This is a genomic window from Rhodanobacter sp. GW835-FHT13D09 (genome assembly GCF_058793995.1).
Window position 1 is genome coordinate 191,291 of the sequence record NZ_JBXAGL010000005.1, and the last position, 15,621, is coordinate 206,911.

Below are 15,621 nucleotides of genomic sequence, written 5' to 3' on the forward strand. Positions count from 1 at the left end.
ATCTCCCACACTGGCGAGCCTGAAAAAAAGTAGCGTATAGCTACTTTGGCCACGAAACCACCAACTACGAAGCTAACCAAGCCACACGTTGCGCCCGTAGCAACTTTGCGAAACGTAACGCGAGTGTCCGACATGTGCAGAGTTCCATGCTCTTGAATGCTAACGCTGGAGTTAAGCGGCGGCGAAGCCGTCCGCTTGGACGAGATGTTAGGGCTCAGCTCTGGTCACGCAGCGCCTCAGCAACATCGCTAAGCGCGTCTGCGATGCGATCGAGAGCGGAGCCAAGAATTTTCCCGTTAGATGCTGCGGCAAAGTCTGTGGATGCCGCCTGCATAAATGCCGCTACCAGTGTGGGATTTGCCTTAGCGAACCCAGTACCGAATGTTTCGTCAATTTCGCGTACTGCGCTGGACATGTAAGTGTCAGCCGTCATTGATGCTTGACGTAACAGTTCATCAAAGCTTGCGGTGATACGGTCTTCCATCGACAAACTCCCTTGGTGTGTGACTGAGCCCTAACGCTGGAGTTAAGCGGCGGCGAAGCCGTCCGCCTTGAACGAGTAGTTAGACCGCACTGTTCGATGCGACCTGGCCGCCGAAAATTTTGATGAGCTCTTCAGTTGCCTCGATACCGCCGCTAGGCCAAGCGAGTTGTTCGAAGCTCAACTCGCCTGCCCCATCGGGGTGTACACGGATAGTTTGATAGAGGAGCTCGGCACTTGCGAGAGCATCGATCCAGGAGCCGAAATCCCAAGACAGGGGGGTGCTTCTATCGGCCTTCCATTTTTCGAGCATGTTCTGGATTGCCACTGGATCGCTTATAAAGTGACTCAGGCGTTGCCCGAGAGCGGCGCGGACCATTTCCTCGTTGATCTCGCCGCGCTCCTTGCCCTCCTTGATGAGTCGGAACACCTGGCCCATTGCCTTGACATGCTCAGATTGGATGTCCGTGAACGTGATGGTTGCCATGTGCGGCCTAACGCTTGAGTTGAGCGGCGGCGTAGCCGTCCGCCTCGAACGAGTGGTTAGCGCCCACACTACGTATAGCTGATTTGAAAGTCGATGCTTGATACGAAAGCGGACGCTCGAAGCGCCTCTTTGTAGTCGGGAGTCTCGAGTACTCCCGCGCTAAACGCATCAAAGAAACTAGAAACCTGCGCTTGAGGCAACGAATAGCACTCAAGTTGCAAAGTCACGTGGGCGCCGATTGAGTCTGGGAAGCGCTCAGCGAGCTGGCCATCGATTGCTGCATCGACGCACGCGTAGAGCCGGCTCTGGACGCGCTGCAGATTCGCTTGAACGTCCTCCCACGGCCCCTGTTCTACGAGCACCATGCGCCACGGATCTTTAGTGATGAAGTCGATGGTTACTTCAGACATAGGCGCTAATGCTTGAGTTAAGCGGCGGCGAAGCCGTCCGCCTTGAACGAGATGTTAGCGCGTACTAGAAGACCATGACGTGGTCGACCAAATACTTGCCACCCTGCTGAACAAGGACGAGCTCCGCGACGAACTCGCCAGGAACCTTGGTGAACGCCTGCCGCCAGACAACCGCGATTGATTCCGGCCGCCTGAACGCTGCCACGAACTCGCGCTTGGCAAAAAATCCTTTTGTGCTCTGGTACTGCTTGCAGATTGATTCGAGCGCGCTTTTAGAGAGGACACTCTTGGCACGCTCGGTGAAGTCTCGCGTGTGCCGCTCATAGTCTATGGCAGTCGAAGCCTCCATCAGATTGTCCATGATGGGATCAGCAACAGCCAATATCTCTTCGTCTGATTTCTGCGCCAAATCCATGCTGGCTCCTTCGCAGCGCTAACGCTTGAGTTAAGCGGCGGCGGAGCCGTCCGCCTTGAACGACCAGTTAGGCTGCGGCGCGAACCCTTATTGGGCTTAAACAGACTTGGCCTCATTGATGTTGTACGCAGTGAACTTGCGTTCGAGAAGCCCACAGGATCTTGCCGCAGCGCGCCAAGGTTCGATGTGTGGGGCATGGAGATGACGCTCAAGGCTTGTGTGATCTGGCCACAGTTCAGAGAAGCGAATTAGGCCTGGATCGAACGGATCTTCCGCTACGTCATAGGCAATGCAACCATCGTTTCGGTACGTTTCGTTCACGAGTCTTTTCAAGTGTGGCAAAGCCTCCTTCACGCGCTCTGGCGGGAAGCGCAATATTCCAAAAACACCTACTGTCGGATTCATGCATTCAGTCCTCCACAAGTTCTGTTTATGGGAAGCCTAACGCTAAGTAGACCCCAAAAGTGGGGTGTTGCGCGGAGTATGCGGCGCCATTTCTGACCGCACAAGCGGCGGATTCCTACATCGGATCATGGCCTTGCGTTGATGTCCTGCGCGGGGCGGACGGGCATGCTGTCGTTGTTATCGGCGACTTTTGAGGGTGTATGAGTTATCGGGGCGAAAATGAGGGTGTAACGGGGGCGAAAGCACCGCGGTTGCTGGATCAGGTGCGTGCGCGGTTGCGCTTGAAGCATTACAGCTTGCGGACGGAGCGGGCGTACGTGGGCTGGATTCGCCGGTTCATCCTGGCCACCGGCAAGCGGCATCCGCGCGAGATGGGGGCGGCGGAGGTCGAGGGCTTTCTGAGCACGCTGGCCGTCGAGGGCCAGGTGGCGGCGGGCACGCAGAACCAGGCGCTGTCGGCGCTGCTGTTCCTGTACAAGGAGGTGTTGTCGGTCGAGCTGCCGTGGATGGAGACGGTGGTGCGGGCGAAGCGGCCGCAGCGGGTGCCGGTGGTGCTTTCGCGTGACGAGGTGAACCGGCTGCTGGCGATGATGGATGGCCGCTTCGGCTTGATGGCCTCGCTGTTGTACGGCTCGGGCATGCGGCTGATGGAGTGCGTGCGCCTGCGCGTGAAGGACGTGGATTTCGAGCTGAACCAGATCTGCGTGCGCGATGGCAAGGGCGGCAAGGACCGGCATGTGCCGTTGCCGCGACGCCTGCGCGAGGCGCTGCAGGCGCAGCTGGAGCGGGTGCGCTTGATCCACCAGCAGGATCTGGCGGCGGGCCTGGGCGCGGTGTGGCTGCCGCATGCGCTGGCGCGCAAGTATCCGTCGGCGCCGCGCGAGCCGGGATGGCAGTACGTGTTTCCGTCCGACCAGCTGTCGTGCGATCCACGCGACGGCGAGCGGCGACGCCATCATGTGGACGAGGCCGGCCTGCAGCGCGCGGTGCGCAACGCGCGGCTCAAGGCCGGCATCGTCAAGCCGGCGACTTGCCACACCCTGCGCCACTCGTTCGCCACCCATCTGTTGGAGGCTGGCCAGGACATCCGCACGATCCAGGAATTGCTCGGCCATAAGGACGTGGCGACAACCCAGATCTACACCCATGTGCTCAACCGCGGCGGCCACGGTGTGCTGAGCCCGCTGGACCGTTGAGCGCAGGGGCACCGTCGCCTCGGCCGGTTCTAAGTGCGGCGCGGCCAGTTCAATTCCACGCTGTGCTCCGCCCCGTCGTCGGCGAGCGGAATGCCACCGTCGGCCTGCACCTCGCCATCCAGCCACAGCGTGCTCGGCGTGCCGGCGTCGCTCTGGTGCAGGGTGATCCGGTAGAGCGTGTCGTGGTGGCGGTAGTCGACGGAGTAGCCTTCCCATTCCGGCGGCAGCACCGGCGCGAAGCGCAGCTTGCCGGCTTCCAGGCGCAGGCCGAGCAGCGACTCCACGATCAGCCGGTACATCCAGCCGGCGGAGCCGGTGTACCAGCTCCAGCCGCCGCGGCCGGTGTGCGGGGCGACGGCGTAGACATCCGCGCTGACCACGTAGGGCTCGACCTTGTAGACCTCCATGCGCGCGGCGTCGCTGCCGTGGCTGACCGGGTTGATCATGCGCAGCAGTTCCCACGCGCGCTCGCGGTCGCCGAGTTCGGCGAACGCCATCGTGGCCCAGATCGCCGCATGCGTGTACTGCCCTCCGTTCTCGCGCACGCCGGGCACGTAGCCCTTGATGTAGCCGGGGTCGAGCGCGGATTTGTCGAACGGCGGCGCCAGCAATTGCACCAGGCCGGCGTCGCGGCGCACCAGGTGGGTGTCCAGTGCATCCATCGCCTGCCGCTGGCGCTCGGGCGAGCCGAGCCCGGACAGCACCGACCAGCTCTGCGCGATCGAGTCGATCCGGCATTCGTCGTTGCTGCGGGAGCCCAGCGGCGTGCCGTCGTCGAAGTAGGCGCGGCGGTACCAGGCGCCGTCCCAGCCGTGCTGTTCCAGCGCGGTGCGCAACTTGGCCACTTCGCCTTCGCAGCGTTGCGCGAACGCCTCGTCGCCGTGCAGCCGGGCCACCTCGGCGAAGCGGGTCAGCACCTCGCCGCTGAAGAAGCCCAGCCACACGCTCTCGCCGCGGCCCTGTTCGCCGACCCGGTTCATGCCGTCGTTCCAGTCGCCGCCGCCGATCAGCGGCAGGCCGTGCGCGCCGCGCTGCGCGAAGCTGTGTTCGATCGCGCGCACGTTGTGCCGGTACAGCGTCTCGTGCAGGCCGGAGGATTGCGGCAGGTCGTAGTACGACTCCTCGCCGGGGTGCAGCGCGCGGCCCTCGATGTAGCCGACGCGTTCGTCCAGCACGCCGCGGTCGCCGCTGGCCAGCACGTAGCGCGCGGTGGCCAGCGGCAGCCACAGGTAGTCGTCGGAGCAGGTGGTGCGCACGCCGCGGTCCAGCGGCGGGTGCCACCAGTGCTGCACGTCGCCTTCGGCGAACTGGTGCGCGGCGCACAGCAGCAGCTGCGCGCGCGCCAGCGCTGGCGCGGCATGGATCGTCGCCATCGAATCCTGCAGCTGGTCGCGGAAGCCGAACGCGCCGCCGGACTGGTAGTAGCCGCTGCGCGCCCACAGCCGGCAGGCGATGGTCTGGTACAGCAGCCAGCCGTTGGCGAGCACGTCGAGCGCGGGCTCCGGCGTGCGTACCCGCACCGCGCCGAGCACGCGGGCCCAGTGCGCGCGCACCTTGTCCAGCGCGTCGGCGGCGCTGCCGCTGCCGCGGAAGCGCTGCACCAGCGCGCTGGCCTCGGCGGCGTCCCGGCCCAGGCCGAGGCGGAAGATCAGCTGCCGCCGCTCGCCGTCGTCCAGCGTCACCATCGTCTGCAGCGCGGCGCACGGATCGTGCCCGGCGCCGAGCCGGCCGGACAGGTGGGCGCGCGCCAACCCCGCCGGCGCGCGCATGCTGCCGTTGCGGCCGAGGAATTCGCTGCGGTCGCCGTCGATGCCGCGCGCGGGGTCCTCCACGTCGAGGAACGCCACCCGGTTCGGGAACTCGCTGTTGTACGCGTTGCGCGCGAACAGCGCGCCGCTGGCCGGGTCCGACTCGGTGACCACGTGCATCGCGGTCTTCTCGCGCAGGTCGCCGAGCAGCCATTCGACGTAGCCGGTGACGCTGAGCCGGCGCGGCGCGCCGGAGTCGTTGCGCAGCTTCAGCACCGAGAACTTCACCGACGCATCCAGCGCCACGTAGACCCACAGCTCGGAGTGGATGCCGTCCTCGTGGTGCTCGAACACGCTGTAGCCGAAGCCGTGGCGGGTGATGTAGTTGCCGCTGCCGCCGCAGGGCAGCGGCGTGGGCGACCACAGCTGGCCGGTTTCCTCGTCGCGCAGGTACAGCGCCTCGCCGCCGCCGTCGCCGACCGGGTCGTTGTGCCACGGGGTGAGCCGGAATTCGTGCGCGTTCTCGCCCCAGGTGTAGGCGCTGCCGCTGTCGGAGATCACCGTGCCGAACTGCGGGTTGGCCAGCACGTTGCACCACGGCGCCGGGGTGGCGCTGCCGGCGGTCTGGGTGATCACGTACTCGCGGCCGTCGGCGCTGAAGCCGCCGTGCGGGTTGGCCAGCTGCAGGCCGCCCGCGGCGTCGGCGCCGAGCATGGCACTGCCGATGCGCCGGGGCCGGCTCGGTTCGAAGCGCGGGGCATGCGTTTCCACGTGGCGGCGGTTGATCTGCTCGGCCAGGCTGCCGCGGCTGTCGCCGAGCACCATCCGCGCGCTGGCCAGCATCACCAGCCGGTCCTCGCCGGACAGCTGCTGCCCCGGGCGCACGAAGATGCCGCCGGGGCGGTCGAGCAGGCTGGCCTCGCTGCCGGAGGCGATCAGGCCCATGATCAGGTCGTGCAGTTCCTGCCGGTAGCCGGCGCGGTCCTCGTTCCAGATCACCAGGTCCACCGCCAGACCCTTCAGCCGCCAGTACGCGTGCGCCTGCACCAGCTGGCGCACCAGCTCGATCCGCGACGGACTGGCGATCTGCAGCAGCACGATCGGCAGGTCGCCGGAGACCGACTGGCCCCACAGCCCGGACTGGCCGCGCCGGTTGCCGCGCAGCAGCGCCGGGTCGGCGCGCAGGCTGGCGTTGGGGTACAGGATGCCGGTGGCCATGTGTTCGTACAGCTGGGCGTCGGCGAGGCTGGCGTTGAGCTGGCGCAGCAGCACCTGGCTGTGGGTCCAGGCCAGGTCGAACACGCGGTCGGCGAGGTTGCGGTCGCGGTACTTGCCGATCAGCCGCAGGCAGTCGTCGCGCTGTTCGGCGTAGCCGGTGACGAAGTCGATGGTGGCGGTTTGCTCCGGCTCCAGCGTGATGCGGCAGCGGATCGCCACGATCGGGTCGAGCACCGCGCCGGCGCTGTTGGACAGCTGCGCCTGCTCGCGGTCGAGCATCTGCGGCTCGGCGGTGTCGCGGCCGCGGCCGATGAAGCGCGCGCGATCGGTTTCGTAGGAAATCTGGCTGATGTCGGCGTCGTGCACCGCCAGCAGGTGGAACAGCCACGGCGGCTGCTCGTCGGCGCTGCGTGGCCGCCGCGTGCACACGATCGCCTGCAGCGCCGGCAACAGCTCGGTCTGCACGAACAGCTTGCTGAAGGCCGGGTGCGCCGCGTCGGCGGCCGGCGGCGCCAGCACCACCTCGGCGTAGCTGGTCAGCTCGATGGTGCGCCGGGTGCGGCCGCGGTTGGTGAGATGGGTGCGCCGCAGGCTGATATCGTCCTCCGGCGACACCACGATCTCGGTATGCGCGTCGAACTCGCGTTCGCGCACGCGGAACTCGGCGCGCGCGTCGGAGAAGATCGCTTCGTACAGCTCGGTCTTGCGCCGCGTGGGCTGGTAGGTGGTCGACCAGCAGTCGCCGCTGGCGACGTCGCGCAGGTAGCAGAACATGCCCCAGCAGTCGCGCGTGATGTCTTCGTGCCAGCGGGTCAGCGCCAGCTCGCCGCGGCGCAGGTAGCCGCCACCGGCGCTGCTCAGCATCACGTGGTAGCGGCCGTTGGAGAGCAGCTGCACCGCCGGTCGCGGACGGTCCGGATCGGTGAACACGCGCAGCCGCGCCTCGACCGGCCGCGCCGCGCCCTCCGCTTCGGGGAAGCCGGAGGCGTGCAGGTATTCGGCGGCGGTCTTCGGCACGCGCTCCTGCAGCAGCAGGCCGGTGGCCTGGAACTGCGGGTCGGCCTCGAAGCGCCGCTGCATCGGCCGGCCGAGCAGCGCGTGGCCCAGCGCCAGCAGGCTCATCCCCTGGTGGTGCGCCATGAACTGCCGTACCAGCGCCGAATCCTGCCCCAGCGGCAGCCGCGCCGGGGTGCAGTCGATCGCCTCGTACAGACCATAGCGGCCCCCGGCCCCGGCTTCGGCCAGCCGCTGCAGGTTCCGCGTCGCCGCCGCGGGCGCCACCATCAACGCCAGCGCGCTGGCGTACGGCGCGATCACCACGTCGTCGCCCAGTCCGCGCTTCAGGCCCAGTCCGGGCACGCCGAACGCGCGGTACTGGTAGGTGAAATGCGCATCGAGCATGTTGTAGCCGGATTCGGAAATGCCCCACGGCCGGCCGAGCTGGTTGCCGTACTCGATCTGCCGCGCCACCGCGGCGCGGCAGGTCTGGTCGAGCAGGGTGCCCTCGTAGCTGGGCATCACCAGGTTCGGCATCAGGTACTCGAACATCGAGCCGGTCCACGACAGCAGCACCGGCTCGCCGCCCACGGTGGTGAGCAGGCGGCCCAGCGCGAACCAGTTGTCCTGCGGCAGCTGGCCCAGCGCGATGCCGACGAAACTGGCCAGCCGTGCCTCCGATGCCAGCAGGTCGTAGTAGCCGGCGTCGAGCCGGCGCTGGTCCGCGTTGTAGCCGATCGCCAGCAGGTCGCGCGCACTGTCGTAGAGGAAGCGGAAATCCATCTCGGCCAGCTCGCCGGCCTGTTGCGCCAGCCGCTCGATCGCGGCGATGCGCTCGGCCGCGCGTTCGCGCACCGCGTCGGCGCCGGCCTCGGTCGGCCAGCACAGCGGCTCGATCCGCGCCAGCTGGCGCAGGGCGGGGATGCGGCTGAAGCCGGCGTCGTCGTCGTCCGGCGGATCGAGTTCGAAGGCGAGCGCCTCGTCGACCAGCCGATCGGCCTGGCCGAGCAGCGCATCGAGCCAGAACGCCACGTCGCCGCCGGGCTCGGGGGCGAGGATCGGCACCAGCGCGCGGGCGTGCCCGTCCAGCCGCTGCAGCAGCGCCAGCGCGTCGCTGCTGCGGCTCGGCGGCGCCTCCAGCGCGTCCTGCAGTGCCTGCTGCAACGGCCGCAGCGCGCGGGTGGCGTCCGCATCGAGCGCGTCGTGCAGCAGCGCCAGCGTGTCGCCCAGGCCGTGCAGCACGCGCAGCTGGAACACCGGCTCGTCGGCCAGCGCCAGCAGGCCCCGGCGCAGGGTCAGCAGGTGGCCGGCGAGGTTGCCGCTGTCCACCGCCGAGACGTACAGCGGCGGCAGCGGCAGCAGGCTTTGCGTGTCGTACCAGTTGTAGAAGTGGCCGCGGTGGCGTGGCAGCTGCTGCATGGTGGCCAGGGTCAGCCGGGTGCGTTCGAGCAGGCGGCCGCCGCCGATGAAGCCGAAGTCGTGCGCGGCCAGGTTCGCCAGCAGCGCCATGCCGATGTTGGTGGGCGAGGTGCGGTGGGCGATCGTGGGGCCGGGCAGCTCCTGCAGGTTGTCCGGTGGCAGCCAGTGCTCGTCGGCGCCGACGTGGACCTCGAAGAAGGCCCAGGTCCGTCGCGCCAGCGTGCGCAGGAAACGCCGCTGCGCCGCGCTGGGCGCGAACGTATCCGGCGCGCGCGGCTGGCTGATCCACCAGGCGATCGCGGGCGAGCCCAGCCACAGCAGCAGCAACGGCGCCGCCAGCCACAGCGCCATGGGGCGTTCGAGCGCCAGCACCATGCCGAGCAGCAGCGCCAGCGCCGGGCCGATGCCCATCAGCCGCCACAGCGCCGCCGGCGCATTGCCGCCGCGCCGCTCGACCTCGCCGGAGGCCTGCCACTGCAGCAGGTGGCGCCCGCTGACCGCCATCCGCCACAGCGTGCGCACGATCGCGTCGAGGTGGTACAGCGCCTCGTGCGGCAGCCAGGCCAGCCCCAGCGCCATCCGCGCAAGGTGCTGCATGCCGGTGCGGAAGCTGGCGCGCAGGTGCTGGTCGAGCTGCACCTCGCGCGGCTTCTGCACCAGTTCCAGCAGCGCCGACAGCAGCGCCGGCAGCAGCACCATCGAGAGTACCGCCAGCGTCCACGACAGCGCCGGCACGATCGCCAGCCAGCCGACCAGCAGCAGCGCCAGCACCGCCACCGGCACCAGGCTGCGGCGCAGGTTGTCGAGGATCTTCCAGCGCGACAGCGCGGTCAGCGCGTTGCGGCGCCAGCCGTCGTGCGCGGTCGGCGCCCATGGCAGCAGCCATGGCAGCAGCTGCCAGTCGCCGCGGATCCAGCGGTGGCGGCGCTTCACGTCGTCGCCGTAGCGGGCCGGGCAGCCCTCGAACAGCTGCACGTCGCTGAGCAAGCCCGAGCGCGCGTGGCAGCCTTCGACCAGGTCGTGGCTGAGGATGCGGTTCTCGGGGAAGCGGCCGTCCAGGGTGCGCTCGAACGGATCGATCGCGTAGATGCCCTTGCCGATGAACGAGCCCTCGCCGAACACGTCCTGGTACACGTCCGAGACCATCTGCGTGTACGGGTCGATGCCGGCGTCGCTGCCGTACAGCTGCGCATAGCGCGAGCGCGCGGTGCTGGGCAGGCTGATCCCCACGCGCGGCTGCAGGATCGCGTAGCCGCTGACCACGCGCCGCCGTTCGGGATCGTACACGGCGCGGTTGAGCGGGTGGTCGATGGTGCCCACGAACGCCTGCGCGGTGTCGCGCGGCAGCTCGGTGTCGGTGTCCAGGGTGATCACGTACTGCACCGGCGGCAGCGTGGCGACGTCGCCCACGACCAGCATGAAGCGGCCGTGCCCGTTGCCGCGCAGCAGCGCGTTGAGGTCGGCCAGCTTGCCGCGCTTGCGCTCGTGGCCCATCCAGCATTGCTCGCCGGCGTTCCAGCGGCGTGGCCGGTGGAACAGGAAGAAGCGGTCGGCGCCGGCGCTGGCATAGCGCTCGTTGAGCGCCTCGATGCGTCGCCGCGCCAGCTGCAGCAGCGCATCGTCGCCGGGCAGCGATTCCTGCTCCGCGTCGGCAAAGTCGGTGAGCAGGGCGAAATGCAGGTGATCGTCGCGGTTGCCGAGGAAGCGCACCTCCAGCGCCTCGACCAGGTTCTCCACGTCCTGCGTGGTGGCGATCAGGCTGGGTACCGCCACCAGCGTACGCGCGCTGGCCGGGATGCCGTGCGCGTAGTTCATCCGCGGCAGCCGTCGCGGCGCGATCGTCAGCGTGGCCATCCAGTTGAGCAGGCTCAGGCCCAGCTGGCTGGCCAGCACGATCGCCGGCAGCGCGATCGCGACGAGTGCCCACGTCGGCAGTTGCCCATGCGCGGCGGCGGCGACCAGCGGTCGCGCGAACGCGAAGGTCAGCAACGCCAGCAGGCCCAGGTAGATCGGCAGCGGCGCCCGGTCGAAGCCGCGCCGCAGCCGTTCGCGCAGCCGCGGGCGGATGCCGAGGCGCTGCTCCAGCCGGGGTCGGCCGCGGTCGATCAGGTAGTAGCCCACGTGCGCGGACAGCGGCGTGGTGTCGGCGCGAAGCTCGTCCCGGCACAGCGCCGTGGCCGCCTCGGCCACTTCCAGCTCGATCAGCCGGTGCTTTCGCGCGATCGCCTCCACCACGTGGCGGTAGCGGTCGCGGGTGGCGAAATCCATCGCCGCGTAGACGCCGGCAGGGTCCTCGCGCAGGCAGCGTTCGACCAGGCTGCAGCGTTCGACGAAATCGCGCCAGTCGATCGCCGACAGCGTGCGCAGGCTGCCGATGCTGTTGCCGATCGAGACCTGGTTGGCGGCCTGCTGCTGCGCCTCCTGCTGCACCAGGTGCTCGATGCTCTGCCCCGACGCGGCCAGGCGCTGCTCGATCCAGCTCAGCGGCAGTGCCAGCGCCGGGCTCTGGCCCTGCAGCCGGCGCGCCATCTCGGCCACGAACGGGCCGTTCATCGGCGGGTCCGAGCGCGCCATGTCGGCCACCACCAGCACCACCGAGTTCGGGTCGCGTTCGGCGGTGGCGGTCATGTTTTCGGCCCAGCGCGCGCCCTTGCCGCGGCTGCGCCAGTCCGCCATCACCCGCGCGGCGACGCGGCGCAGGTTCTCGATCAGCGCCAGCCGCAGCATGATCGGGATCGCCCACAATTCGCCCAGGCTGAGCGGGGCCACGTCCTGATAGGCATCGACGAAGCGGCGCAGGCTGTGCGTGTCGACCCGTCCATCGCCGTGCGAAATGATCTCCAGCGCGATGTCGTACACCCGCGGCAGGCCGGCCGAGGGGCCGTTCGCCAGCCGCGGCAGCTCGCGGCTGTAACCTTTCGGCAGGTGCCGCCGCGCGATGCGGATCTGCTCCTCGATCAGGTAGAAGTTGTCCAGCAGCCATTCGCCGGCGGGAGTGACCCGGCGCCGTTTGCGGGTCGCGCCGGTCAGCCGCTCGCAGGTGTGCGCGAGCACCGCCTCGTTGTCGGCCAGCCGTTCCAGCAGCAGATCCATGCTCGAGCGCGCGCTGAGCCGGTGCTGGGCCGCCAGCGCGCGGCCGTGCCGCTCCATCTGCTCGATACTGAACAGTTCCGCGCGCAGCGCCGGCTCCTGTTCCGGGCGCGTGCGCGCGGCGGCGCGGCGGCGGCGGAACGCCTCCAGGCGTCGCAGCTTGAGCAGATCGAGCAGGTTGCCGGTGTTCACAACGGTTTTCCTCGAGCCTCGCACCGGACCGGCCGCGAGGCGTCCATGCGGGCGGAGCGTCGGCGTGGCCCATGGGGGGAGTGGACATCGCCGCTGCGCCCGACCCTACGCGCCGGCATGTGAAGGGCGCGCACGCTAGGATGGGTGCCCGACCTTCACCGGAGTCATGCCGTGCCGCTGCAGATTCGCGCCGCCACCCTCACCGACCTGCCCGCACTGGCCGCCTGGAACGCGGCGATGGCGTGGGAAACCGAGCACCGCCGGCTCGACCCGGCGACGCTGGAACGTGGCGTGCGCGGCGTGTTCGAGCAGCCGCGGCGCGGCTTCTACCTGGTGGCCGAGCACGACGGCGCCGCGGTCGGCTGCCTGCTGGTGACCTTCGAGTGGAGCGACTGGCGCTGCGGCGATTTCTGGTGGATCCAGAGCGTGTACGTGCTGCCCGCGTCGCGCCGCGTCGGCGCGTTCCGCGCGCTGTACGCCGAGGTGGCGCAACGCGCCGCCGCCGCCGGCGCGGTCGGCCTGCGCCTGTACGTGGAGACCGAAAACCAGCGGGCGCAGGCCACCTACGAAGGGCTCGGCATGCAGCGCTGCCACTATTTCATGTACGAGGCGCTGCTGGCGGAGCCGGTTTCGTAGGGCGGGCACGGCCCGCCGCTCTGCACCATGGGACGGCGCGAGAGCCGGCGGGCGGTGCCCGCCCTATGGGTTCGTCACTGGCCGCGTTCGGCCAGCAGCAGCTTCTCGAACGCCGCCGCCGGCACCGCCGCGCTGAACAGGAAGCCCTGCAGCTGCGAGCAGCCGGCGTGGCGCAGGAAGGCGGCCTGTTCGCGCGTCTCCACGCCTTCGGCGATCACCTGCTTGCCGAGGCTGCGCGCCATCGCGATGATCGCGCTGGTGATGGTGGCGGTGTCGCGGTCGCTGGCGAGGTCGCGCACGAACACGCGATCGATCTTCAGCGCGTCGATCGGAAAGTGCTTCAGGTACGACAGGCTGCAGTAGCCGGTGCCGAAGTCGTCCAGCGAGAGCCGCACGCCGCGTCGCTTGATCCGCTGCAGCAGGCCGGTGGTGGCCTCGCCGCCGGACATCACCATGCGCTCGGTCAGCTCCAGCTCGAGCAGGTCGGCCTCCAGCCCGCTCTGCTCCAGCACCTCGTCGAGCCAGTGATAGAACTCGGGATGCTGGAACTGCAGCGGCGACACGTTGACCGAGACCGGGATCGGCCGGCCCAGGTCGCGCCACCGTTGCGCCTGCAGGCAGGCCTGGCGCAGCACCCAGGCGCCGATCGGCAGGATCAGCCCGGAATCCTCGGCGACTGGCACGAACTGGTCCGGCGTGTACAGCTCGCGCCCGTCCGCATGCCAGCGCAGCAGCGCCTCGGCACCGACGATGCGCCCGCCGTGCGCCTCCACCTTGGGCTGGTAGTGCAGGTCCAGTTCGTGCTGCGGGAGCGCGTGGCGCAGCGCCGCCTCGATCCGCCGCCGTGCCCGCGCCCGCTCGTTCATCGACGCGGTGAAGAAGCGGTAGCCGTGCAGGCCCTGCGTCTTCAACGCCATCAGCGCGGTCTCCGCGTGCTGCAGCAGCGCGTCCGGCTCGATCGCGTCGTCGGGGTACACGCTGATGCCGATACTCAGGTGGAGGCCCAGCTCGGCCACGCCCTCGACGCAGGTCTGTTCGCCGTGGTTGATCAGGGTCTGGCACAGGCTGGCCGCCTCGCCGACGCTGTCCAGGTGCGGCAGCACCACCACGAACTCGTCGCCGCCGTAGCGGCTGAGCAGCTCGTCGCCGGGCAGGCAGCCGTGCAGCCGGGCGGCGAACGCGCGCAGCACGCGGTCACCCACCGCATGGCCGTGCTGCTGGTTGACCTGTTTGAAGTTGTCGATGTCGATATACAGCAGCGCGGCGCGCTGCTGGCGCCGGTTCGCGCTGGCGATCGCCTGGCCGACCTGCCCGTGCAGCTGGTTGCGGTTGGGCAGTCCGGTGAGCGTGTCGTGCTGGGTCAGGTGGATCATCTTCAGCGCCAGCGCGCGGGTCTCGCTGACATCGTGGAACACCAGCACGCCGCCGATCACGTTGCCGGCGTGGTCGTGGATCGGCGCGGAGGAATCCTCCACCGGCGTGTCGAAGCCGTGGCGGTGGCGCAGCAGGGCCCTGTCGGTCAGATCGACGATGGTGTTCCGCTCGATCGCCCCGCGCAGCGGATTGGCCACCGCGTGGCCGTGCCGGGCGTCGATCAGCTGGAAGATCTCCTCGATCGGCCGGCCCTGCGCCTCGGCGCCGCTCCAGCCGGTCATCGCCTCGGCGATCGGGTTGAGCGAGGTGACGCGCAGCTGCAGGTCGGTGGTGATCACCGCGTCGCCGATCGAGCGCAGGGTCACCTCGGCCAGCTCGCGCTCGCGGTGCAGCGCGTCTTCGAACGCCTTGCGCTGGCTGATGTCCTGCACCTGCAGGACGAAGTACAGCGGCGCGCCCCGCTCGTCGCGCACCAGCGACACGCTGAGCAGGATGTGCACCACGCGCCCGTCCCGGTGGAAGCTGCGCTTCTCCAGCTGGTACGACTCGCGCTCGCCGGCCAGCAGCTGCGCCATCAGTTCCGCGTCGGCCGCCAGGTCGTCCGGGTGGGTGACGCCGGCGATGTCCAGCGCGAGCAGCTCCTCCTCGCGGTAGCCGAGCATCTGGCACACCGCCGCGTTGACGCGCAGGAAGCGGCCGTCCGGGCGGGTCAGTGCCATGCCGATCGCGGCGTGCTGGAACGCGCTGTAGAAGCGCTGCTCGCTCTCGTGCAGCTGCAGCTCCAGATCGCGGCGTTTGGTGATGTCGACCAGCGCGGTGAAGATGCCGCGGACGCGGCCGTCGGTGTCGAAATCCGGCTGGAAGTTGCCGTGCGCGTAGCGCCGCGTGTTGCCGTTGTACAGCTCGCCCTCGTAGCTGGCCATGTGGCCGGCGTAGGCACGCTCCAGTGCCGCGCCGGCCAGTTCGTGGTTGCGCCGGCCGACCACGTCGATCAGGCGCCGGCCAATCAGCCGCTGCGGGTCGATGCCGAGCCAGCGGCGATGAGTGTCGTTGGCGAAGCGGAAGCGCTGCTCGAGATCGAGATAGGCCAGCAGCGCGGGCGCGCCGCGCGAGACGTGCGCGGGCCATTCGGAGTCATCCGGAAGCGATGGCAATACCTCGGCAGGCACAGGCGGCCGCATGGTCGTTCCGTCAGCATGACGCCCCCCTCGGCGCGCCGCCATCATGCGCCGAGTTGATGCGCTTGCCCAGCCGTCGCCGACGGGCGATTTTTTCCCACCTGTTCAGTGCTTGTGAAGAAAACCACTTCCTGTGGTTTTCTTCCGTCGCGAGTCCGGTACACGTATGCATGCCATCCTGGCATGCCCCCTACGGGCCAGCCTGCGGCTGTTCAAATTCGCTCCCAGCGGATTTGTCCGGCTCGCTCACGCGAATCAGGCACTGGCGCGCCCGATCCGCGTCCGGCCATCAGACAACTGCTCCTGCGTAGCCTCCACTCGGGCATCCATGCCCTCGCCATGCTCTCGCCATGGCCGGGCTTCGAGGTTGAAAGAC

Annotated in this window: 9 protein-coding genes; 2 read left to right on the forward strand and 7 right to left on the reverse strand. The window is 68.8% G+C overall.

The window, feature by feature from the left end:
- Nucleotides 1-214 precede the first annotated feature (214 nt).
- The 5 genes from AC1Q5A_RS09495 to AC1Q5A_RS09515 form a co-directional block, all read right to left on the reverse strand.
- Entirely contained in the window at nucleotides 215-484 is a 270-nt protein-coding gene (locus AC1Q5A_RS09495; protein ID WP_492700463.1) for a hypothetical protein, read from the reverse strand.
- Nucleotides 485-563: 79 nt separating this feature from the next.
- Entirely contained in the window at nucleotides 564-968 is a 405-nt protein-coding gene (locus AC1Q5A_RS09500; protein ID WP_492700464.1) for a hypothetical protein, read from the reverse strand.
- A 68-nt stretch (nucleotides 969-1,036) separates the two neighbouring features.
- On the reverse strand, nucleotides 1,037-1,378 hold the full coding sequence (locus tag AC1Q5A_RS09505; RefSeq protein ID WP_492700457.1) for a hypothetical protein: 342 nt from the start codon (nucleotides 1,376-1,378) through the stop codon (nucleotides 1,037-1,039).
- A 64-nt stretch (nucleotides 1,379-1,442) separates the two neighbouring features.
- Nucleotides 1,443-1,793 (reverse strand): hypothetical protein, encoded by a 351-nt coding sequence (locus AC1Q5A_RS09510; protein ID WP_492700465.1) that lies wholly within the window; start codon nucleotides 1,791-1,793, stop codon nucleotides 1,443-1,445.
- Nucleotides 1,794-1,889: 96 nt separating this feature from the next.
- Nucleotides 1,890-2,198, reverse strand: a complete 309-nt coding sequence (locus AC1Q5A_RS09515; protein ID WP_492700466.1) for a putative quinol monooxygenase — start codon at nucleotides 2,196-2,198, stop codon at nucleotides 1,890-1,892.
- Nucleotides 2,199-2,398: 200 nt separating this feature from the next.
- On the opposite strand from AC1Q5A_RS09515, the gene AC1Q5A_RS09520 reads away from it, so the two are divergent.
- Entirely contained in the window at nucleotides 2,399-3,394 is a 996-nt protein-coding gene (locus AC1Q5A_RS09520; protein ID WP_492700467.1) for an integron integrase, read from the forward strand.
- A gap of 29 nt (nucleotides 3,395-3,423) precedes the next feature.
- Here AC1Q5A_RS09520 and AC1Q5A_RS09525 read toward each other — a convergent pair whose 3' ends face one another.
- Nucleotides 3,424-12,057, reverse strand: a complete 8,634-nt coding sequence (locus AC1Q5A_RS09525) for a glycoside hydrolase family 94 protein (RefSeq protein WP_492700468.1) — start codon at nucleotides 12,055-12,057, stop codon at nucleotides 3,424-3,426.
- A gap of 171 nt (nucleotides 12,058-12,228) precedes the next feature.
- Between AC1Q5A_RS09525 and AC1Q5A_RS09530 the strand changes: the two genes are divergently transcribed.
- The gene (locus tag AC1Q5A_RS09530) at nucleotides 12,229-12,693 is read left to right on the forward strand and encodes a GNAT family N-acetyltransferase (protein ID WP_492700469.1); all 465 of its coding nucleotides are present in this window, start codon (nucleotides 12,229-12,231) and stop codon (nucleotides 12,691-12,693) included.
- 74 nt (nucleotides 12,694-12,767) lie between these two features.
- On the opposite strand, the gene AC1Q5A_RS09535 is transcribed toward AC1Q5A_RS09530, so the two are convergent.
- The gene (locus tag AC1Q5A_RS09535; RefSeq protein ID WP_492700470.1) at nucleotides 12,768-15,248 is read right to left on the reverse strand and encodes a sensor domain-containing protein; all 2,481 of its coding nucleotides are present in this window, start codon (nucleotides 15,246-15,248) and stop codon (nucleotides 12,768-12,770) included.
- Nucleotides 15,249-15,621 lie beyond the last annotated feature (373 nt).

What these genes read in the sequence shown, in the direction of transcription:
- AC1Q5A_RS09495 (WP_492700463.1), bottom strand. Translation starts at nt 484, where the DNA reads ATGGAAGACCGTATCACCGCAAGCTTTGATGAACTGTTACGTCAAGCA.
- AC1Q5A_RS09500 (WP_492700464.1), bottom strand. Translation starts at nt 968, where the DNA reads ATGGCAACCATCACGTTCACGGACATCCAATCTGAGCATGTCAAGGCA.
- AC1Q5A_RS09505 (WP_492700457.1), bottom strand. Translation starts at nt 1,378, where the DNA reads ATGTCTGAAGTAACCATCGACTTCATCACTAAAGATCCGTGGCGCATG.
- AC1Q5A_RS09510 (WP_492700465.1), bottom strand. Translation starts at nt 1,793, where the DNA reads ATGGATTTGGCGCAGAAATCAGACGAAGAGATATTGGCTGTTGCTGAT.
- AC1Q5A_RS09515 (WP_492700466.1), bottom strand. Translation starts at nt 2,198, where the DNA reads ATGAATCCGACAGTAGGTGTTTTTGGAATATTGCGCTTCCCGCCAGAG.
- AC1Q5A_RS09520 (WP_492700467.1), top strand. Translation starts at nt 2,399, where the DNA reads ATGAGTTATCGGGGCGAAAATGAGGGTGTAACGGGGGCGAAAGCACCG.
- AC1Q5A_RS09535 (WP_492700470.1), bottom strand. Translation starts at nt 15,248, where the DNA reads ATGCGGCCGCCTGTGCCTGCCGAGGTATTGCCATCGCTTCCGGATGAC.